Below are 21195 nucleotides of genomic sequence, written 5' to 3'. Positions count from 1 at the left end.
CTTGTCCCGCGATGGCATGCGAAGCAGGCCTAGGCCCCTTACCAAAGGATCAAGCATGAGTGATTCCGCCCGCGCCGATGCGCTGTTGGCGAGCCTGCCCCGCAACGGTCGCGGCAGGCTTAAAGTATTTCTGGGCGCAGCTCCCGGTGTGGGCAAGACGTTCGCCATGCTCCAGGCCGCCCATGCCCAGCAGCGCCAGGGGGTAAAGGTGCTGGCGGCGGTGGTGGAGACCCATGGCCGGGCCGAAACCGAGGCGCTGCTCGGTGGCTTGGCGCAGCAGCCCTTGCTGCGCAGCGAGTACCGCGGCGTCATCCTCGAAGAAATGGACCTTGATGGCCTGCTCAAGGCTGCACCACCGCTGGCGCTGGTCGACGAGCTGGCTCATACCAACGCCCCCGGCAGCCGTCACGCCAAGCGCTGGCAGGATGTTCAGGAACTGCTCGCTGCCGGTATCGATGTGTATACCACGGTCAATGTCCAGCACCTGGAAAGCCTCAACGACAAGGTTCGCGACATCACGGGCGTTCAGGTGCGCGAAACCCTGCCCGACTGGGTGCTGCAGGAAGCCTTCGAGCTGGTGCTGATCGACCTGCCGCCACGTGAACTGCTCGAGCGCTTGCGCGAAGGCAAGGTCTACGTGCCTGAGCAGGCACGGGCGGCGATCGATGCGTTCTTCTCCCAGACCAACCTCACCGCCTTGCGCGAACTGGCCATGCAGACCGCTGCAGCCCAGGTCGATGCCGACCTTGCCCATGGCTACCGCCAACGCGGCGAGCAGGCGCCGACCTTGCGAGGGCGCCTGCTGGTCGGGGTCGATGGTGATGAGCAGGCCGAGCGTCTGGTGCGCCATGCCAGCCGCGTCGCCCAGCGTCGGCATTTGCCGTGGAGCCTGGTGCATGTCGACAACGGCAAGCTGCGTGACGAAGGCGCTCGTCAGCGCCTGCAGGCCGCACAGCAACTGGCCGAGCGCCTGGGCGGCGAAGTCGTGGTGCTCAGGGCCGGGGAGGTGGCGCGCACGCTCATCCAGCATGCGCTGGAACGACGGGCGAGCCTGGTGCTGGTCGGCCAGTCCCGCGACCGTCTGCGCCGCCGCGTGCTCGGTGCGGGCGTCGCTGCACGCTTGCTGCGCGACAGCCGGGGGTTGGAGATCAATGTGCTCGACCGCGACGCTCAACCTGTACCGACACGGGCGGTGGTCAATCGTGTGTGGGTCTGGCGCCACTATTGGCTGGCGCTGCTGGCGACCATGCTGGCGGCAGGGCTGGCCTGGGCCGTGTCCAGTGTGCTGGCCTTGCCGAACATTTCGCTGGTGTTCCTCGCGGCGGTGCTGCTGGTCGCGGTGCGCAGCAGCCTGGGGCCTGCGCTGGCCTGTGCGGCGCTGTCGTTCCTGACCTACGACTTCCTGTTCATCCCGCCGAGCTTTTCGTTCAGCATCCAGCGCGAAGAGGACGTGCTGACCCTGGTGTTCTTCCTGCTCATGGCGGCCCTGACCGGCAATCTCGCCGCTCGTCAGCGCCGTCAGTTGCAGGCGCTGCGCGAAACCCAGGGCGAGACCCGGCAACTGCTCGACCTGTCGCGTCGCCTGACCGTGGCCACGGATCGCCAGGCGGTTTTCAGTGCCGCCGGGCAGCACCTGAACGATTGGCAGGGCATCCAGATCTGTCTGCTCGAGCGCGATGCCGAGGGCTTGTTGCAGGTGGCCAGCGGCGGGCCGCAGGTCTTTACCGACAACGAGCGCGCCGCTGCCGAATGGGCCTGGCAACATGGCCAGGCAGCAGGGCATGGCAGCGATACCTTGCCCCATGGCCGCTGGTGGTGGTGGCCGCTGGCGGTCGACGAGACTCCCTTGGCCTTGCTGGGTGTGCAGCCGGCCTCGGGCGAGCCGTTGAGCGCACAGCGCCGTCGCTTGCTGACGGCGCTGGCCGAGCCGCTGGCCCAGGCCCTGGCCCGCGCGCGCCTGGGCGAGCAGCTCGAAGCCGCGCGCCTGCATGGCGAAACCGAGCAGTTGCGCAGCGCCTTGCTTGCCTCGGTGTCCCATGATCTGCGCACCCCGCTGACCGCCATGCGCGGTAGCATCGACAGCTTGCTGGCACTGGGTGATGCGATCCCTCCGGACGATCGCCGTGAGCTGCTCGAAGGCACACGCAACGAAGCCGAGCGCCTGGATCGTTACATCCAGAACCTGCTCGACATGACCCGGTTGGGCCATGGCGGCTTGAAGCTTGCGCGTGACTGGGTGTCGCCCGGCGATATCGTTGGCAGCGCTCTGAACCGTCTGCGCGCGGTGCTGGCACCGTTGCGCGTAGACACCGAGGTACCTGCAGAGCTGCCCCTGCTGTTCGTGCATGCAGCGCTGATCGAGCAGGCGCTGGTCAACGTACTGGAGAATGCCGCACGTTTCTCGCCGGTCGATGGTCGCCTGGCGCTGCGGGTGGAGGTGCAGGACGAGCACCTGTGCTTCGCGGTCGCGGATCAGGGCCCGGGCATTCCGGTGGCCGAGCGCGAGAAGATCTTCGACATGTTCTACACCGCTGCCCGCGGTGACCGCGGCGGGCAGGGCACAGGCCTGGGGCTTGCGATCTGCCAGGGCATGATCGGCGCCCATGGCGGCAGCATACTGGTTGGCGAGGGCATCGATGGCCAGGGCACCTGCATCACTCTATGCTTGCCGTTGCCTCTTCAACCCGACAGCGACAGTGAAGCCCCATGAGCCAAGCCGCCACCCTTCTGGTCATCGACGACGAACCGCAGATCCGCAAGTTCCTGCGCATCAGCCTCGTGTCCCAGGGCTACAAGGTGATCGAGGCTGCGACCGGCGGCGAAGGCCTGGCTCAGGCGGCGCTGAGCAAGCCTGATCTGGTGGTGCTCGATCTCGGCTTGCCGGATATGGACGGCCAGCAGGTGTTGCGCGAACTGCGCGAGTGGAGCGCCGTGCCGGTGATGGTGCTGTCGGTGCGAGCCAGCGAGGTGCAGAAGGTCGATGCGCTGGATGGCGGTGCCAACGACTACGTGACCAAGCCGTTCGGTATCCAGGAGTTCCTTGCCCGGGTGCGCGCGCTGTTGCGGCACAAACCCCAGGCGGGTTCCGGGCAAGCGGCCAGTGCCAGCTTCGGTGCGCTGGTGGTCGACTTCGCCTATCGCAAGGTCACGCTCGACGGCGTCGAGGTGGCACTGACACGCAAGGAGTATGCGCTGCTGGCTCAATTGGCCGGGCATCCGGGACGGGTGATCACCCAACAACAACTGCTCAAGGATATCTGGGGCCCGACCCATGTCGACGACACCCACTACCTGCGCATCGTGGTGGGGCATCTGCGGCACAAGCTGGGCGACGATCCGACCGCACCGCGGTACATCATCACCGAGGCGGGAGTGGGCTATCGGTTGGTGGCGCCGCCATCGGTTTAAACGCTGCGGACGGTCCTTCAGGCTGCAGCCCATCGCGCGATATAAGCCCGGTCAATGGTGGCAGACGTCTCGCACCTTACCCTCTAGATTTCGTCAGGCGTGCTGGAAGCCCTGAATAACGATAACGAGGGACCCGACCATGACCACCGCCCCCCAAGCGTCCAATGCCTGGCGCATCTTGTTCCTGCTGTTTCTGGCCAACCTGTTCAACTTCTTCGACCGTACCATCCCCGCGATTATCATCGAACCGATCCGCCTGGAATGGCACCTGAGCGACTTCCAGATCGGCCTGATCGGCACCGCTTTTACCTTGGTATACGCCATCGCTGGCCTGCCGCTTGCGCGCATGGCCGATACCGGCTCGCGCGCCAAGCTGATGTGCTGGGGCCTGGCGGCCTGGAGCGGGCTGACGGCGGTCAACGGCATGGTCGGCAGCTTCTGGAGTTTTCTGCTGGTGCGCATGGGCGTGGGCATCGGTGAAGCCAGCTATGCGCCGGCCGCCAACTCGCTGATCGGCGATCTGTTCCCGGCCGAGCGACGGTCGCGGGCGATGGGCATCTTCATGCTCGGCCTGCCGCTGGGCCTGTTGCTGGCGTTCTTCACCATCGGCGCCATGGTCCAGGCGTTTGGCAGCTGGCGTGCGCCGTTCTTCATCGCTGCGGTACCCGGCCTGGTGTTGGCGCTGTTCATCTTCCTGATCCGCGAACCTGCGCGCGGCGCTGCGGAAACCGTTGCCATCTCCCAGGCTCCGATTGATCGACCGCTGCGTCGGGTACTGAGCGTACCCACGTTCGCCTGGCTGGTACTGGCGGGACTGACCTTCAACTTCGCCTCGTACGCCTGCAACTCGTTCATGGTGCCGATGCTGCAGCGCTACTTCGCCTTGCCCTTGCACGATGCGGCCGTGGCAACGGGGATGATCGTCGGTCTGAGCGGCCTGGTGGGGCTCACGCTGGGGGGCTGGGTGGCCGACAAGGTGCACCAGCGTTTTGCCAATGGGCGTCTGTTGTTCGCCGCGCTGAGCATGTTGGTTGCCACTCTCGCCACCGCCTGGGCACTGCATGCCGGGCGTATCGAGCTGGGGCTGTTCGTCGCGGTGTTCGGCGTCGGCTGGCTGTTCTCGTACAACTTCTATACCTGCGTGTACACGGCGATTCAGGATGTGGTGCAACCGCGCCTGCGGGCTACCGCCATGGCCCTGTACTTCGCCGGGCTGTACCTGCTCGGCGGCGGCCTGGGGCCGGTGGTGGTCGGCGGGCTGTCGGATCATTTTGCCGTGTCGGCCATGGAGGCGGCGGGACAGGTGGTGATGAGCGAGGCGTTCAAGGCTCAGGGGCTGCATGACGCGATGTACCTGATCCCGGTGGCGCTGCTGCTGACCCTGGTGTTTCTGCTGGCGGCGTCGCGTTGCTTTGTGCGTGATGCGCAGAAGATGCGCGAGGGGATGGTGCTCGAAGGCGACGCAGTGACTGCCCGCGCCGCCGAAGCCTGAGCGCTAGCCGACTTGAGCCTGCTCACTCCTATCAGGGCTGAGCAGGCTCTTGGGTTTTGAACGAGTTAGTCGCTCTTTGTCATTGCACAAAGGGATCAACTGTTCGCCGTCTCCAGAAACGCCGCCTCCAGCAACTGACGCGTATACGGATGCTGCGGCGCATGGAAGATCCCCTGCGCATCGCCTTGTTCCACCACGTGCCCGTGCTTGATCACCATCAACTGGTGACTCAACGCCTTGACCACCGCGAGGTCATGGCTGATGAACAGGTACGTCAGGTTGTACTTCAACTGCAGATTGCGCAGCAGTTCCACGACCTGGCGCTGTACGGTGCGGTCCAGCGCCGAGGTCGGTTCGTCCAGCAGGATCAATGCCGGCTTCAACACCAGTGCCCGGGCGATCGCGATCCGCTGCCGCTGCCCGCCAGAGAACTCGTGCGGATAGCGGTGCCGTGTGCGCGGGTCCAGTCCCACTTCCTCCAGCGCCGCTATGATCGCGGCTTCCTGCTCGGCGGGGGTGCCGATCTTGTGAATCCGCAAGCCCTCGCCAACGATGTCGGCCACGCACATGCGCGGGCTCAGGCTGCCGAACGGGTCCTGGAACACCACCTGCATTTCGCGGCGCAGCGGCCGCACTTCCTGCTGCTTCAGCCCTTCCAGCGACTGCCCGTGGAAGCGAATCCCACCCTGGCTTGCGATCAAGCGCAGGATCGCCAGCCCCAATGTCGATTTGCCGGATCCGCTCTCACCAACGATCCCCAGGGTTTGCCCCTGCGGGAGGCTGAAATTGATCCCGTCGACGGCTTTCACATGATCGACAGTGCGGCGCAGCAGGCCCTTCTTGATCGGGAACCACACCTTCAGATCGTTGACTTCCAGCAGCGGTTTGCCGATCGCGTTCGCCGCCGGGCCACCGCTGGGTTCGGCATTGATCAGCATCTGCGTATAGGGGTGCTGCGGGGCCTTGAACAGTGTCTCGCAGTCGGCCTGTTCGACGATCTTGCCGGACTGCATCACGCACACGCGGTGGGCGATACGCCGCACCAGGTTGAGGTCGTGGCTGATCAGCAGCAGCGCCATGCCCAGGCGCGCCTGCAGGGACTTGAGCAAATCGAGGATCTTGAGCTGCACGGTGACGTCGAGCGCGGTGGTGGGCTCGTCGGCGATCAGCAGCTCGGGTTCGTTGGCCAGGGCCATGGCGATCATCACGCGCTGGCGCTGGCCGCCGGAGAGCTCGTGAGGCAGGGCCTTGAGGCGCTTCTTCGGGTCGGGGATGCCGACCAGTTCGAGCAGCTCCAGGGTGCGCGCGGTAGCCTGCTTGCCGGTGAGGCCTTTGTGCAGCAGGAGGATCTCGTTGATCTGCTTCTCGATGCAATGCAGCGGGTTCAACGAGGTCATCGGTTCCTGGAAGATCATCGCGATGCGGTTGCCGCGGATGCGCTGCATGGGCTTCTCGCCCAGGTGCAGGAGGTCCTTGCCGTCGTAGTGGATGGTGCCGCTGGGGTGGCGGGCGAGCGGGTAGGGCAGCAGGCGCAGGATCGAGTGGGCGGTGACCGATTTGCCCGAGCCGCTCTCACCGACCAGGGCGAGGGTCTCGCCCTTGCGGATGTCGAAACTGATGCCATCGACGACGCGGTTGACCTGTTCGCCGGTGACGAACTCCACCGCCAGGTCGCGCACTTCGATCAGGGTGTCTTGGCTCATGTCATTTCCTCGGGTCGAAGGCATCGCGGGCGGATTCGCCGATGAACACCAGCAGGCTCAGCATGACGGCCAGCACGGCGAAGGCGCTGATGCCCAGCCACGGCGCCTGCAGGTTGGACTTGCCCTGGGCGACCAGTTCGCCCAGCGACGGCGAGCCTGCGGGCAAGCCGAAGCCGAGGAAGTCGAGGGCGGTGAGGGTGCCGATGGCGCCGGTGAGGATGAATGGCATGAAGGTCATGGTCGAGATCATGGCGTTGGGCAGGATGTGGCGGAACATGATCGGGCCGTTGCGCATACCCAGGGCGCGGGCGGCGCGCACGTACTCGAGGTTGCGTCCGCGCAGGAACTCGGCGCGCACGACATCCACCAGGCTCATCCATGAGAACAGCAGCATGATGCCGAGCAACCACCAGAAGTTGGGCTGCACGAAGCTTGCGAGAATGATCAACAGGTAGAGCACCGGCAGGCCCGACCAGATTTCCAGGAAACGCTGGCCAGCAAGGTCCACCCAGCCGCCATAGAAGCCCTGCAGGGCACCGGCGATGACGCCGACGATGGAGCTGGCGATGGTCAGCGTCAGGGCGAACAGCACCGAGACGCGGAATCCGTAGATCACCCGGGCGAGCACGTCGCGCCCCTGGTCGTCGGTGCCGAGCAGGTTGTCGGCCGAAGGCGGCGCGGGGGCAGGGACCTTCAGGTCGTAGTTGATGCTCTGGTAGCTGAACGGGATCGGCGCCCACAGCACGAAGCTGTCCTTTTTTTCCAGCAGTTCGCGGATATAGGGGCTCTTGTAGTTGGCTTCCAGCGGGAATTCGCCGCCGAAGGTGGTTTCCGGGTAGCGCTTGAACGCCGGGAAGTACCACTCGCCGTCGTAGCGCACGGCGATGGGCTTGTCGTTGGCGATCAGCTCGGCACCCAGGCTCAGGCCGAACAGGATGAGGAACAGCCACAGCGACCACCAGCCGCGACGGTTGGCCTTGAAGCGCTCGAAGCGCCGGCGGTTCAGGGGAGAGAGGGCCATGTCAGTGCTCCCGGCTGGCGAAGTCGATGCGCGGATCGACCAGGGTGTAGGTGAGGTCGCCGATCAGTTTCACCACCAGCCCCAGCAGGGTGAAGATGAACAGGGTGCCGAACACCACCGGGTAGTCGCGGTTGATGGCCGCTTCGAAACTCATCAGGCCCAGGCCGTCGAGAGAGAAAATCACCTCGATCAGCAGGGAGCCGGTGAAGAAGATACCGATGAACGCCGACGGGAACCCTGCGATCACCAGCAGCATGGCGTTGCGGAATACATGGCCGTAGAGCACGCGGTTGCGGCTCAGGCCCTTGGCCTTGGCGGTGATCACGTACTGCTTGTTGATCTCATCGAGGAAGCTGTTCTTGGTCAGCAGGGTCATGGTGGCGAAGTTGCCGATCACCAGCGCGGTGATCGGCAGCACCAGGTGCCAGAAGTAGTCCATCACCTTGCCGGTGGTGGACAGCTCGTCGAAGTTGTTGGAGGTCAGGCCCCGGAGCGGGAACCAGTCGAAATAGCTGCCACCGGCGAACAGCACGATCAGCAGGATGGCGAAGAGGAACGCGGGGATGGCGTAGCCGACGATGATCGCCGAGCTGGTCCAGACGTCGAAGTGGCTGCCATGGCGCACCGCCTTGGCAATCCCTAGCGGGATCGACACCAGGTACATGATCAGTGTGCTCCACAACCCCAGCGAGATCGACACGGGCATCTTCTCGGCGATCAGGTCGATGACCTTGGCATCGCGGAAGAAGCTGTCGCCGAAGTCGAGCTGGGCGTAGTTCTTGACCATGATCCACAACCGCTCCGGGGCTGACTTGTCGAAGCCGTACATGCGTTCGATTTCAGCGACCAGCGCCGGGTCCAGGCCTTGGGCGCCGCGGTAGTTGGAGCCGGCTACCGATACTTCGGCACCGCCGCCGGCAATGCGGCTGGTGGCGCCATCGAAGCCTTCGAGCTTGGCGATCATCTGCTCGACCGGGCCACCGGGGGCGGCCTGGACGATGATGAAGTTGATGATGAGGATGCCGAACAGGGTCGGGATGATCAGCAGCAGGCGGCGCAGAATGTAGGCAAGCATGTCAGTTCGCCTCGTCCACGAGTGGCACGCGCGCTTCGCTGACGGCCGGGGTCACGTCAGGCTTGATCCACCAGGTGTCGATGCCGATATCGTATTTGGGTGACACCTTCGGATGGCCAAGGTGGTTCCAGTAGGCGACGCGCCAGGTCTTGATGTGCCAGTTGGGGATGACGTAGTAGCCCCACAGCAGCACACGGTCCAGCGCGCGGGTGTGGGCGACCAGGCTCTGGCGCGAGTCGGCATTGATCAGGTCTTCGACCAGTTGGTCGATGGCCGGGTCGCGCAGGCCGATGGTGTTGCGGCTGCCCGAGCGGTCGGCGGCGGCGCTGGTCCAGTACTCACGCTGTTCGTTGCCCGGCGAGTTGGATTGCGGGAAGCCGCCGACGATCATGTCGAAGTCGCGCGAGCGCAGGCGCGTGATGTATTGCGAGACGTCGACGCGGCGGATGGTCAGGTCGATGCCCAGGTCGGCGAGGTTGCGCTTGAACGGCAGCAGGATGCGTTCGAACTCGGTCTGTGCCAGGAGAAACTCGATCGACACCGGCTTGCCTTGGGCGTCGACCATTTTGTCGTTCTCGATCTTCCAGCCGGCGTCCATCAGCAACTGGTAAGCCTTGCGTTGCTGCTCGCGAATCATGCCGCTGCCGTCGGTGACGGGATTGTGGAACGCCTCGCTGAAGACCTGCTCGGGGATCTTGCCGCGCAGCGGCTCGAGAATCTTCAACTCGTCGGCGGAGGGCAGGCCCGTAGCGGCCATCTCGGAGTTTTCGAAGTAGCTGCCGGTGCGGGTATAGGCACCGTTGAACAGCTGCTTGTTGGTCCATTCGTAATCGAGCAGCAGGCTCAGGGCCTGGCGCACGCGGATGTCCTGGAACACGGGCTTGCGCAGGTTGAAGATGAAGCCCTGCATGCCGACCGGATTGCCGTTGGGCAACTCTTCCTTGATCAGACGCCCGTCGCGCACCGCAGGGACGTTGTAGGCGGTGGCCCAGTTCTTCGCGCTGACTTCCAGGGCATAGTCGAACTGCCCGGCCTTGAGCGCCTCGAGGGCGACGGCAGTGTCGCGGTAGGAGTCGAAGGTCATGGCGTCGAAGTTGAACATGCCACGGTTGATCGGCAGGTCCTTGGCCCAGTAGTCCTTGACCCGCTCGTAACGGATCGAGCGTCCGGCCTTGACCTCGGCGACCTTGTACGGGCCGCTGCCCAGCGGGATCTCTAGGTTGCCGCGGGTGAAGTCGCGAGTCTCGTACCAATGCTTGGGCAGCACTGGCAACTGGCCCAGGATCAGTGGCAGTTCGCGGTTGTTGCTGTGCTTGAACTTGAACAAGACGCGCAGCGGGTCCTCGACGATCACCTCGGAGACATCACCGTAGTACTGGCGGTACAACGGCGCGCCCTGCTGGGTGAGGGCGTTGAAGCTGAACACGACGTCTTCGGCGCGGATGGGGTGGCCGTCATGGAAGCGTGCTTCAGGTCGCAGGTAGAAGCGTACCCAGCTGTTGTCAGGGGCCTTTTCGATCTTGCCGGCGACTAGCCCGTACTCGGTGAAGGGCTCGTCCAGGCTCTGGCGCATCAGGGTGTCGTAGATGATGCTGATGTTGTCGGCCGATACGCCCTTGTTGATGAAGGGGTTGAGGCTGTCGAAACCGCCGAAGCTGGACTGGCGGAAGGTCCCGCCCTTGGGGGCATCGGGATTGACGTAGTCGAAATGCTTGAAGTCGGCGGGGTACTTGGGCGGTTCGTCGTAGAGCGTCAGGGCGTGTTGCGGGGCGGCCAGCGCGGGTAGGCTCAGGCAGGCGAGCAACAGGCTGCAGGCCAGGCGCAGGCGAGGCGTCGGCATCATTTGGCTTTCTCCGAAGTCTTGAGCCACCAGCTGTTCAGGCCCAGGGTGTAGGGCGGCGTGGTGACGAAGGCGAACCGGTTGCGGTAGGCCAGGCGATGGTTGTCCAGGTACCAGTTGGGAATCATGTAGTAGTGCCACGACAGCACCCGGTCCAGCGCGCGCGCAGCGGCGACCTGATCATCGCGGGTGCGGGCGGCCATGAGCGTGTCGAGCAGGTGATCGACCACAGGGTCCTTGATGCCCGCGTAGTTCTTGCTGCCCTTGACGGTGGCCTGGCTCGAGTGGAAGTACTGCCACTGCTCGAGGCCGGGGCTGAGGGTCTGGTTCAGGGTCATCAGGATCATGTCGAAGTCGAATTGGTCCAGCCGTTGTTTGTACTGGGCTCGGTCTACCGTGCGCAAGCGCGCGTCGATGCCGATGCTGGACAGATTTTCGACATAAGGTTGCAGGATGCGTTCCAGATTCGGGTTTACCAGCAGCAGCTCCAGGCGCAACTGGCGGCCTTTGGTGTCGACCAGGCGCTGCCCGTCGAGCTTCCAGCCGGCTTCGCCTAGCAGGCCCAGGGCCGTTCGCAAGGTCTGGCGGTCGATGCCGCGCCCGTCGGTCTGGCTGACCTGGTAGGGCTCGGTGAAGAGCTTGGCGGGTAACTGTTCGCGAAACGGTGAGAGCAGCAGCCATTCCTTGCCGGTGGGCAGCCCGCTGGCGGTGAATTCACTGTTGGGGTAGTAACTGGTCGAGCGACGGTAGGCACTGCTGAACAGGGCACGGTTGGTCCACTCGAAATCGAGCATCAGCCCCAGCGCCTGGCGTACCTTGGGGTCGGCGAAGGCGTCGCGGCGGGTGTTCATGAACAGACCCTGGGTCTGGGTCGGGATCCGGTGCGGGATCTGTGCCTTGATTACATCGCCACGACGGATCGCCGGGAAGTTGTAGCCGTTGGCCCAGTTCTTGGCCTGGTGTTCGATGTAGATGTCGAACTCGCCGGCCTTGAACGCTTCGAAGGCCACGGTCGCGTCGCGATAGAACTCGAACTCCACGCGGTTGAAGTTGTACTTGCCGCGGTTGACCGGCAAATCCTTGCCCCAGTAGTTCTTCACCCGGCTGAATACCAGGCGCCGACCGGGTTGTACCTCGGTGATGCGGTACGGACCGCTGCCCAGCGGCGGCTCGAAGGTGGTGGCCTTGAAGTCACGATCTTGCCAGTAGTGCTTGGGCAGCACTGGCATTTCGCCCAAGCGCAGGATCAGCAGCGGGTTGCCGGCGCGCTTGAAGACGAAGCGGATGCGCAACGGCCCCAGGATGTCGACGCGCTGCACTTCCTGCAGGTTGGTGCGGTACAGCGGATGGCCTTCCTTGAGCAGGGTGCGGTAGGAGAACGCCACGTCGGCCGAGGTGATGGGGTGCCCGTCATGAAAACGCGCCTCGGGACGCAGGTTGAACACCACCCAACTGCGGTCTTCGCTGTACTCCACCGAGCGGGCGATCAGGCCGTAGCTGGAGGTCGGTTCGTCGCCGGAAGGATCGTATTGGCCTGTGCCGACCATCAAGGTCTCGTTCAGCTCGTTGACGCCGTACTGCTGGAAATTCGGCGTCGAAACGGGGCTGGTGCCCTTGAAGGTGTAGGGGTTGAGCGTGTCGAAGTTACCGAATGCCATGGCCCGCAAGGTTCCGCCTTTAGGCGCCTGCGGATTGACCCAGTCGAAATGGGTGAACGTGGCCGGGTACTTGAGCGTGCCGAACTGCGCATACCCGTGGCTTTCGGTCACGGTCGCGACTGCGGGGAAGCTCAAGGCCAGGCTCAGTGACAGGAGGAGGGGTCTTATCAAGTCTGGAATCCGGTCAAGGCGGCGTTGGGCTTGGTCCGGCGTACAGTAACAGCTTGTCTGGAATGGAAAAAGGGTATGGCGGGGGCGGTTGTGGAAGCGGGCTGGCGCCGCGAAAAGACACCGCGGTGCATGGCGCCGGCTCGCCGCCCTGACAAGCCCGCGCCTACGCAGTCAGCGCGTCAGGTAGACGGTGAGGGTCTGGCCGGGCTTGAGTGCCTGGCCGCTGCGCGGGTTCCAGCGCTTGAGGTGTTTCATCTCGACGTTGAACCGTTTGGCCACCAGATAGTACGAGTCGCCCTTGCGTACCTTGTACTGGGTGGAGCGCTGCTTGGCTGCCGCGACGCGGTTGGCTGAGGCGCTCGGCGCGTTACCGCCACGCAGGGCCAGAACCTGGCCGACTTTCAGGTTGCTGCCCGACAGGCGATTCCAGCGCTGGATGTCCTTGACCGACACACGGTTGGCCTTGGCGATGGCGCCCAGGTTGTCGCCGCGCTTGACTCGGTAACTGCTGGTTGCGGCCGGTGCCTTGGCCTCGGCGAGGGCGGCCTGGAACACGGCCTTGTTCGGTTGCAGGCTGACCAGTTGCTCAGGCTTGAGGTTGGACAGGCTGCTGGTCAGCAGTTGCGCCTTGGCGGTAGGAACGAGCAGTTGCTGCGGGCCATCAACCGTCATGCGTTTCTTGAACGCGGGGTTGAGCTGGATCAGTTCGTCTTCGTCGATATTGGCGAAGGCGGCGACGCGGGTCAGGTCGAGGCGCTCGTTGATGGCGACGGCTTCGAAGTAGGGCTCGTTGGCGATGGGGCTGAGGTTGACGCCATAGGCCTGTGGTGTCAGGACCACCTGCGACAGCGCCAGCAGCTTGGGCACGTAGTCGCGGGTCTCCTGAGGCAGCGGCAGGTTCCAGTAGTCGGTGGGCAGGCCGAGGCGCTCGTTGCGTTCGATCGCCCGGCTGACAGTGCCTTCACCAGCGTTGTAGGCGGCCAGGGCCAGCAGCCAGTCGCCATTGAACATGTCGTGCAGGCGGGTCAGGTAGTCCAGCGCGGCATTGGTGGAAGCGGTGATGTCGCGACGACCGTCGTAGAAGTTGGTCTGGCGCAGGTTGAAGTGGCGCCCGGTGGACGGGATGAATTGCCACATGCCTGCCGCGTGGGCGCGGGAGTAGGCCATCGGGTTGTAGGCGCTTTCGATGGCCGGCAGCAGCGCCAGCTCAAGAGGCATGTCGCGTTCTTCGAGGCGCTCGACGATGTAGTGCAGGTAGAGGCTGCCACGCTCGCCGGCGTTCTCGAGGAAGCTCGGGTTGCTGGCGAACCACAGGCGCTGTTGCTCGATACGCGGGTTGACGTCGATGCTGTCTTGCAGGGCGAAGCCCTGGCGCATGCGCTCCCAGACATCCTCGGGCGCTTTTTGCTCGGCCGGCTTGATCATCAGCGGCGCTGGTTTGTGCTTGATCCGGGCCTGGTAGTTGTGTGCGCGAACGCTGTCGGATTCGTCGACCTGACGGGTGCTCTGGCAGCCCACGAGGGTGGCGGCCAAAGCGAGTGCGCTGACTTGGGCCAGGCGCGTCAGGGCGGCGGAATGAGCGGTGCGGCGGCTACGGGAAGACATCGGCGGACACGGTTTTCCGGGCAAAAAATTTCGGCGATTCTAGAAACCGCATCCAGTCGGGTCAACCTTGGATGTCATCCTGCGATATATCGTGAGGTTATCAGAAGCCGTCTTTCCAAGACCTCAAGGCAGCAAAAACAGCGGGTTGGGATTCGTTTGAATGTCCCTTCCATTCGTCTGCTTTTTGTTTAACGGATGTTTCAGTTGTGCGAAGAAACGGATTGGTCAAGCGCTCCAGGCCGATGGTCGAGGGCAGGGTGATGCGATTGTCGGCGCGCAGGCGGGTAACGGCTTCGAAGCGTTGGATAACATGCGGATTATCGGGCTCCACAGCCTTGGCAAAGCGCAGGTTGCTCAGAGTGTATTCGTGGGCGCAGTAGACGGCAGTGGCTTCGGGTAGCGCGGCCAGGCGCTGCAGGGCCGGTTGCATCTGTTCGGGGGTGCCTTCGAACATTCGCCCGCAACCGGCGGCGAACAGGGTGTCGCCGCTGAACAGCAACGGGGTCGGTGTTTTTGCACTGTAATAGGCAATATGGCCGAGGGTGTGGCCAGGTACGGCAAGCACCTCGAAGGTCACGCCCAGCGCCGTCACGGTGTCGCCGTCGTCCAACGCCACGTCGCGGCTCGGAATGCGTTCGTTGGCCGGGCCGTAGACCTTGGCACCGGTCGCCTGCTTGAGTTGTTCCACACCGCCGACATGGTCATTGTGGTGGTGGGTGATGAGGATATCGGTGAGCGTCCAGTCGGTGTGTGCCTGCAGCCACTGCAGCACCGGACCGGCGTCACCGGGGTCGACCACCGCGCACTGGCGTTTGGCAGTATCCTGTAACAACCAGATGTAGTTGTCGGAGAAAGCGGGAAGGGCATCGATCTGTATCATGGCGCGGATCCGAATCATCTGGCGTGGGACATGAAGGCATCTTAGCTGCGATGGCGTGGCTGAAGAAACCTTCGAGGGAGAATGCAATGACCGACCAAGCCTTTGCCCAGGCCGACCCCGAGTGGGTGGAGCTGATCAGCCTGGCCCGCGACTGGTTCGCCGGGCCCATCGGGCAACTGATGCTCAAGGAGGAAGAAAAACTGCTCGAGGATGAGCTGGGCCGCTTCTTCGGCGGTTTTCTCGTGCACTATGGGCCGAGCGCCGATACACCGCCCAGCGCGCCGCAGGTGCAACGCACGGTGCGCCTCGGCGCGCCATTGCCGGGTGTGGAGATCGTCTGCGAGGAACAGGCCTGGCCGTTGTCCGAGCATGCGGCTGATGTGGTGGTGCTGCAGCATGGCCTGGATTTCAGCCTCTCGCCCCACGGTCTGTTGCGCCAGGCTGCCAGCGCGGTGCGCCCGGGCGGGCACCTGCTGATCGTTGGCATCAATCCCTGGAGCGCCTGGGGGGCGCGGCACTTTTTCGGCCGCGGGGCGCTGCGCAAGGCGCGCTGCATCTCGCCGTCGCGGGTCGGCGATTGGCTCAACCTGCTGGGCTTCGCGCTGGAGAAACGCCGCTTCGGGTGCTATCGTCCGCCGCTTTCCTCCCCAGTCTGGCAACAGCGCCTGGCGGGGTGGGAGCGGATGGCCGGGGGATGGCAGACCGCGGGCGGGGGTGTTTACCTGCTGGTGGCGCGCAAGATGGTGGTTGGCCTGCGACCGCTGCCCATGGAGCGCCGCGAGCCGATGGGCAAGCTGTTGCCCCTGCCGCTGGCCAAGGTCAATCGTCGTCACAGCGAGCCCTGACCGCGCCGTCCATGGTCGATAACCTGCAAGCGAACGAAGGCGGTACATGAGCGATAGCGTCGAGATCTACACCGATGGTGCCTGCAAGGGCAATCCTGGCCTGGGTGGCTGGGGCGCCCTGATCGTCTACAAGGGCGTCGAGAAGGAGCTGTGGGGCGGCGAGCGCGACACCACCAACAACCGCATGGAGCTCATGGCTGCGATCTGCGCGCTGATGGCGCTCAAGCGCGAATGCGAAGTGGTGCTGACCACCGACTCGCAGTATGTGATGAAGGGCATCACCGAGTGGATGGCCAACTGGAAGAAGCGCGGCTGGAAGACCGCTGCCAAGGAGCCGGTGAAGAATGCCGACCTCTGGCAGTTGCTCGATGAACAGGTCAACCGGCACAAGGTGACCTGGAAGTGGGTGCGCGGACATATCGGCCATCCGGGTAACGAGCGGGCCGACATGCTGGCCAACCGTGGGGTGGATGAGCTTCGCGCCAAGCGTTGAGGCACCTGCAAAGCCAGTGGCCGGTTTGATGTATACTCGCCCCCTTTCCCAGAAGTCGCTTGGAGCCCCCGCGTGGAGCAGCAGAACACCCGACTGATCGTCCTCGATACCGAAACTACTGGTATGCCGGTCAGCGAAGGCCACCGGATCATCGAGATCGGTTGCGTCGAGGTCATCGGCCGGCGCCTGACCGGGCGCAACTTCCACGTCTACCTGCAGCCAGACCGCGAGAGTGACGAGGGCGCCATTGGCGTTCACGGCATCACCGACGCGTTCCTGGTCGGCAAGCCGCGTTTCGCCGATGTGGCCGAAGAGTTCTTCGAGTACATCCAGGGCGCGCAACTGGTCATCCACAACGCTGCGTTCGACGTTGGCTTCATCAACAACGAATTCGCCTTGATGGGCCGCCAGGACCGCGCCGACATCTCCCAGCACTGCACCATCCTCGACACCCTGATGATGGCGCGCTCGCGCCATCCGGGCCAGCGCAACAGCCTCGATGCGTTGTGCAAGCGCTATGGCATCGACAACTCTGGCCGCGACCTGCACGGCGCGCTGCTCGACTCGGAACTGCTTGCCGACGTCTATCTGGCGATGACCGGTGGCCAGACCAGCCTGTCGCTGGCCGGCCAGGGCGCTGAAGACAACGAAGGGCAGGGCGGCAATGGTAGCGAGATTCGTCGTATCGTCGGGCGTCAGCCGGGGCGGGTGATCATGGCCAGCGAAGAGGAGCTCGAGGCACATGCCGAGCGTCTGGCGGCGATCGCCAAGTCGGCGGGGGCACCGGCAATGTGGCAGGCACTGACCGAAACGCCAGCAGGCTGACACCGCCCATACAGTTGCCCTGAGGCTCGACTACCCTGAAATGGACACGCGTCCTTCGGAGGTAGCGGCCTGATGTACAAGGACCTGAAGTTTCCCATCCTCATCGTCCACCGCGCGATCAAGGCCGACAGCGTCGCCGGTGAGCGCATACGGGGTATCGCCGAGGAACTCAAGCAGGATGGCTTCGCCATCCTCGCCGCCGCCGACCATGCCGAAGCGCGTCTGGTCGCCGCCACCCACCACGGCCTGGCCTGCATGCTGATCGCCGCCGAAGGCGTCGGTGACAATATCCATCTGCTGCAGAACATGGCCGAGCTGATCCACCTGGCGCGGCTGCGTGCACCGGCTCTGCCGATCTTTGCCCTGGGCGAGCAGGTGACCCTCGAAAATGCCCCTGCCGAGGCGATGAGCGAGCTGAACCAGTTGCGTGGCATCCTCTACCTGTTCGAAGACACTGTGCCCTTCCTGGCCCGGCAGGTGGCGAGGGCTGCGCACAATTATCTCGACGGCCTGCTGCCTCCCTTCTTCAAGGCGTTGGTGCAACACACTGCGCAATCGAACTATTCCTGGCACACGCCTGGCCACGGTGGTGGCGTGGCTTATCGCAAAAGTCCGGTGGGCCAGGCCTTTCACCAGTTCTTCGGCGAAAACACCCTTCGCTCGGACCTCTCGGTCTCGGTGCCAGAGCTGGGGTCGTTGCTTGATCACACTGGGCCGCTGGCCGAGGCCGAGGCCAGGGCTGCGCGAAATTTTGGTGCCGATCATACGTTCTTCGTCATCAATGGCACCTCGACCGCCAACAAGATCGTCTGGCATGCCATGGTCGCGCGTGATGACCTGGTGCTGGTGGACCGCAACTGCCACAAGTCGGTGGTGCATGCGATCATCATGACCGGTGCCATCCCGTTGTACCTGTGTCCGGAGCGCAACGAACTGGGCATCATCGGGCCGATCCCGCTCGGCGAGTTCAGCCGCGAGTCGATCGAGGCCAAGATCCAGGCCAATCCACTGACCCGTGGTCGCGCGCCGCGCATTCGCCTGGCGGTGGTGACCAACTCCACCTATGACGGTCTGTGCTACCACGCCGGCCAGATCAAGCAGGCCCTGGGCGCGAGTGTCGAGATACTGCATTTCGACGAGGCCTGGTTTGCCTACGCCGCGTTCCACGACTTCTTCAGTGGGCGTTATGCCATGGGCACCGCCCGCGAGGTCGACAGCCCGCTGTTGTTCAGCACGCACTCTACCCACAAGCTACTGGCTGCTTTCAGCCAGGCCTCGATGATCCATGTGAAGGATGGCGCCCTTCGCCAGCTTGACCGCGATCGCTTCAACGAGGCGTTCATGATGCATATATCGACCTCGCCTCAATACAGCATCCTGGCATCGCTGGATGTTGCCTCGACCATGATGGAAGGCCCGGCCGGGCGATCACTGCTGCAGGAGATGTTCGACGAGGCCCTGAGCTTTCGTCGTGCGCTGGCCAACCTGCGTGCGCACATCGCGACCGATGACTGGTGGTTCAGCATCTGGCAGCCACCGACGGCCGAAGGTATCCAGCGCCTGGCCGCGCAGGACTGGCTGCTGGAGCCCGGCGCCCAGTGGCACGGTTTTGGCGAGGTGGCGCACGACTACGTGCTGCTCGATCCGCTCAAGGTGACCCTGGTGATGCCGGGGCTGACCGCCGAGGGCGTGCTCGGCGAGCATGGGATTCCAGCGGCGGTGGTGAGCAAGTTCCTCTGGGAACGTGGATTGGTGGTAGAGAAGACCGGGCTGTACAGTTTCCTGGTGTTGTTCTCCATGGGAATCACCAAGGGCAAGTGGAGCACGCTGCTGACCGAGTTGCTCGAGTTCAAGCGCCACTATGATGCCAATACGGCCCTGCAGCTGTGCCTGCCCAGCGTTGTGGCCGTCGCACCGTTACGTTATCAGGGGCTTGGCCTGCGCGACCTGTGCGAGCAATTGCACGGCTGCTACCGTGCCAACGCTACGGCCAAACAGCTCAAACGCCTGTTCACACGCTTGCCGGAAGTGGCCATGAGCCCAGGGCAGGCTTACGACCGGATGGTGAAGGGGGAGGTCGAGGCGGTGCCGATCGAGCAACTGCTCGGCCGTATCTCGGCGGTGATGCTGGTGCCTTACCCGCCAGGTATTCCGTTGATCATGCCGGGCGAACGCTTCACCGAGGCGACCCGTTCGATCCTCGACTACCTGGCCTTCGCTCGAGCCTTCGATAGGGGTTTTCCCGGCTTCGTTGCCGATGTCCATGGCCTGCAGCATGAAGGCGATGGGCCTTACACGGTGGATTGCGTCACGGAATACGAATGATCTCGACGCCGCTCTGGGCCAGTTCGAAGCGGTCTTCACCCAGGTAATTGACCCGGTCGCCGATGGCCAGGCGATAGGTGGTGATCGGCGCGCCAAGGGTGCTGCCGTCCGCCTGCAAGGTCGACTCCTGGAACTCATGCACCGGGTAGATGCGGCCTTCGGCGTCGCGGGCGTGGAATTGGCCGACCAGTACTGCTGCCATGTAGGTTGAAACCTCTGAAATATGGAGAAATATCTGCAGTCATAGACCAGCGAAGGGGGCGGGAAGTTTTCTTGTCACGGAAAAAAACCTCGAGGGTGAAGTAGGGTCATCTATAACTACACAGTTCCCCTTCCCCAGCAGAGGATGCAAATCGCCATGAGCCAGGTCTATTCGGTAGCGGTCGTTGTCGGCAGCTTGCGCAAGGACTCCTACAACCGCAAGGTGGCTCGCGCCCTTTCGGAGCTGGCGCCGTCCAGCCTTGCGTTGAAAATCATCGAGATCGGTGATCTGCCGTTGTACAACGAGGATGTCGAGGCCGCGGGTGTACCGGCGCCTTGGCAGCGTTTTCGCGACGAGATCCGCCGCAGCGATGCGGTGCTGTTCGTCACTCCGGAGTACAACCGCTCGGTCCCGGGGGCGTTGAAGAACGCCATCGATGTTGGCTCGCGACCTTACGGGCAGAGTGCCTGGGGCGGCAAGCCGACGGCGGTGGCCAGTGTGTCGCCGGGGGCGATCGGTGGCTTTGGTGCCAACCATGCGCTGCGCCAATCGCTGGTCTTTCTCGACATGCCCTGCATGCAGATGCCCGAAGCCTACATCGGAGGTGCGGCGACGCTGTTCGATGAGGCGGGCAAGCTCAGTGACAAGACTCGGCCGTTCCTGCAGGCATTCATTGATCGGTTTGCCGCGTGGGTGAAGCTCAATAGGGCGGTGTGATAGCGCTCACTGTCCGTTTGGCAGGCAATTCGCAGCGGCTCGCCGCTGCGAATTGCCTGCCAATGAGTCACCGCCAGGCCATCAGACCACCTGCGGCATCTCCCCCTTGGCCAGTCGCCGATTGATATCGGCAACCACCTCCGGCAGCTCATTGATGGTGTCGATCAAGTAATGCGGTCGCGAGCCCTCGAACAGCGCATGGATCCGCTTGCGTTCCTGCTCCAGTCTTTCGGCACCCAGCGCCTGGTATTGCTCCCAGGTCAGCCCCAGGGCATTGCCCGAGCACACCAGCGCCACGGTCCACATCCCGGCACGACGACCTTCCAGAATGCCCGGTACGGTGTCGTCCACCTTCACGCATGCGGCGACATCGTCGATGCCCAGGGCAATGACGTTGGCCAGGGCCTGGGCCGGCCATGGGCGACCATTGGGCGTTTCGTCGGTGGCCACCACGTGGTCGGCGACATAGCCATTGCGTGCTGCCAGCGCTACCACCTTGTCCATCACCACTTTCGGGTAGCCCGAGCACGAGCCGATCTTCAGCCCGTCCTTGCGTAGCCCGGTGAGGGTGTCCAGCGCACCGGGAATCAGCGCCGAATGCACGGCGATCTTCTCGATCTGCAGGGGCATGAAACGTTCGTAGATGGCCGTGACGTCGTCGTCGGTCGGTATACGGCCAAACACCTTGCGGTAACGCTCGGCGATTTCCGGCACATCGCACAGGGTGCGGATATGGTCCCATTTGCCCATGCCCATCGGGCCGCGGGCCTCCTCGATTGACACCGCGACATCGAACTCGGCAAAGGCTTCGACGAAGATCTGGGTCGGGGCGAAGGAGCCGAAGTCGACGACGGTGCCGGCCCAGTCGAGGATGGCGGCTTGCAGCTGGGTGGGGTTGCTGTAGTTCATGTGCACGATTTCCATCAATGGGGTGG

At 63.9% G+C, this 21195-nt stretch carries 17 protein-coding genes; 8 read left to right on the top strand and 9 right to left on the bottom strand.

Translation table 11 applies throughout. The features are described from left to right. Nucleotides 1-55 precede the first annotated feature (55 nt). From APH44_RS20755 to APH44_RS20745, 3 genes are all read left to right on the top strand, one after another. The gene (locus APH44_RS20755) at nucleotides 56-2710 is read left to right on the top strand and encodes a sensor histidine kinase KdpD (RefSeq protein ID WP_054894353.1); all 2655 of its coding nucleotides are present in this window, start codon (nucleotides 56-58) and stop codon (nucleotides 2708-2710) included. Beyond that, the gene (locus APH44_RS20750) at nucleotides 2707-3408 is read left to right on the top strand and encodes a response regulator (RefSeq protein ID WP_054894352.1); all 702 of its coding nucleotides are present in this window, start codon (nucleotides 2707-2709) and stop codon (nucleotides 3406-3408) included. The genes APH44_RS20755 and APH44_RS20750 overlap by 4 nt, the downstream gene beginning before the upstream one ends. A gap of 139 nt (nucleotides 3409-3547) precedes the next feature. After that, nucleotides 3548-4900: an MFS transporter gene (locus APH44_RS20745; protein ID WP_054894351.1), complete on the top strand. Its 1353-nt coding sequence runs from the start codon at nucleotides 3548-3550 to the stop codon at nucleotides 4898-4900. A gap of 95 nt (nucleotides 4901-4995) precedes the next feature. Here the strand turns inward: APH44_RS20745 and APH44_RS20740 are convergent, their stop codons facing one another. From APH44_RS20740 to gloB, 7 genes are all read right to left on the bottom strand, one after another. After that, nucleotides 4996-6603: an ABC transporter ATP-binding protein gene (locus APH44_RS20740; protein ID WP_054894350.1), complete on the bottom strand. Its 1608-nt coding sequence runs from the start codon at nucleotides 6601-6603 to the stop codon at nucleotides 4996-4998. Between the two features lies 1 nt (nucleotide 6604). Beyond that, nucleotides 6605-7624, bottom strand: coding sequence for an ABC transporter permease (locus APH44_RS20735; protein ID WP_054894349.1), 1020 nt, complete (start codon nucleotides 7622-7624; stop codon nucleotides 6605-6607). Nucleotide 7625: 1 nt separating this feature from the next. Continuing rightward, nucleotides 7626-8699 carry a microcin C ABC transporter permease YejB gene (locus tag APH44_RS20730; protein WP_054894348.1) on the bottom strand — a complete coding sequence of 358 codons (1074 nt, stop codon included), beginning with the start codon at nucleotides 8697-8699 and terminating at the stop codon, nucleotides 7626-7628. A 1-nt stretch (nucleotide 8700) separates the two neighbouring features. Further along, nucleotides 8701-10542 carry an extracellular solute-binding protein gene (locus tag APH44_RS20725; RefSeq protein WP_054894347.1) on the bottom strand — a complete coding sequence of 614 codons (1842 nt, stop codon included), beginning with the start codon at nucleotides 10540-10542 and terminating at the stop codon, nucleotides 8701-8703. Beyond that, nucleotides 10539-12368 (bottom strand): extracellular solute-binding protein, encoded by a 1830-nt coding sequence (locus APH44_RS20720; protein WP_082420868.1) that lies wholly within the window; start codon nucleotides 12366-12368, stop codon nucleotides 10539-10541. Before APH44_RS20720 ends, APH44_RS20725 begins: the two co-directional genes overlap by 4 nt. 171 nt (nucleotides 12369-12539) lie before the next feature. After that, nucleotides 12540-13973, bottom strand: a complete 1434-nt coding sequence (locus tag APH44_RS20715) for a lytic transglycosylase domain-containing protein (protein ID WP_054894346.1) — start codon at nucleotides 13971-13973, stop codon at nucleotides 12540-12542. A 100-nt stretch (nucleotides 13974-14073) separates the two neighbouring features. Continuing rightward, complete coding sequence (gloB, locus tag APH44_RS20710) at nucleotides 14074-14853, bottom strand: hydroxyacylglutathione hydrolase (protein ID WP_054894345.1); 780 nt, start codon at nucleotides 14851-14853, stop codon at nucleotides 14074-14076. Between the two features lie 86 nt (nucleotides 14854-14939). Between gloB and APH44_RS20705 the strand changes: the two genes are divergently transcribed. The 4 genes from APH44_RS20705 (at nucleotide 14940) to APH44_RS20690 (ending at nucleotide 19341) form a co-directional block, all read left to right on the top strand. Next, on the top strand, nucleotides 14940-15698 hold the full coding sequence (locus APH44_RS20705) for a hypothetical protein (protein WP_054894344.1): 759 nt from the start codon (nucleotides 14940-14942) through the stop codon (nucleotides 15696-15698). A 46-nt stretch (nucleotides 15699-15744) separates the two neighbouring features. Next, nucleotides 15745-16191, top strand: coding sequence for a ribonuclease HI (gene rnhA / locus APH44_RS20700; RefSeq protein WP_054894343.1), 447 nt, complete (start codon nucleotides 15745-15747; stop codon nucleotides 16189-16191). 72 nt (nucleotides 16192-16263) lie between these two features. Further along, nucleotides 16264-17016: a DNA polymerase III subunit epsilon gene (gene dnaQ, locus APH44_RS20695; RefSeq protein WP_256093694.1), complete on the top strand. Its 753-nt coding sequence runs from the start codon at nucleotides 16264-16266 to the stop codon at nucleotides 17014-17016. Between the two features lie 72 nt (nucleotides 17017-17088). After that, a complete protein-coding gene (locus tag APH44_RS20690; protein ID WP_054894342.1) occupies nucleotides 17089-19341 on the top strand; it encodes an Orn/Lys/Arg decarboxylase N-terminal domain-containing protein in 2253 nt (750 codons plus the stop codon). Here APH44_RS20690 and APH44_RS20685 read toward each other — a convergent pair. Further along, a complete protein-coding gene (locus tag APH44_RS20685) occupies nucleotides 19325-19543 on the bottom strand; it encodes a hypothetical protein (RefSeq protein ID WP_054894341.1) in 219 nt (72 codons plus the stop codon). The genes APH44_RS20690 and APH44_RS20685 overlap by 17 nt on opposite strands. Nucleotides 19544-19699: 156 nt before the next feature. On the opposite strand from APH44_RS20685, the gene APH44_RS20680 reads away from it, so the two are divergent. Then, on the top strand, nucleotides 19700-20260 hold the full coding sequence (locus APH44_RS20680) for an NADPH-dependent FMN reductase (RefSeq protein WP_054894340.1): 561 nt from the start codon (nucleotides 19700-19702) through the stop codon (nucleotides 20258-20260). 81 nt (nucleotides 20261-20341) lie between these two features. Here the strand turns inward: APH44_RS20680 and phnX are convergent, their stop codons facing one another. Beyond that, on the bottom strand, nucleotides 20342-21169 hold the full coding sequence (gene phnX / locus APH44_RS20675; protein ID WP_054894339.1) for a phosphonoacetaldehyde hydrolase: 828 nt from the start codon (nucleotides 21167-21169) through the stop codon (nucleotides 20342-20344). Between the last annotated feature and the right edge of the window lie 26 nt (nucleotides 21170-21195).

It is taken from the genome of Pseudomonas sp. NBRC 111143, from assembly GCF_001320965.1.
Classification (GTDB): domain Bacteria; phylum Pseudomonadota; class Gammaproteobacteria; order Pseudomonadales; family Pseudomonadaceae; genus Aquipseudomonas; species Aquipseudomonas machongensis.
The sequence above is the reverse complement of the archived record's forward strand: the minus strand, read 5'-3'. Positions and strand labels throughout refer to the sequence as shown.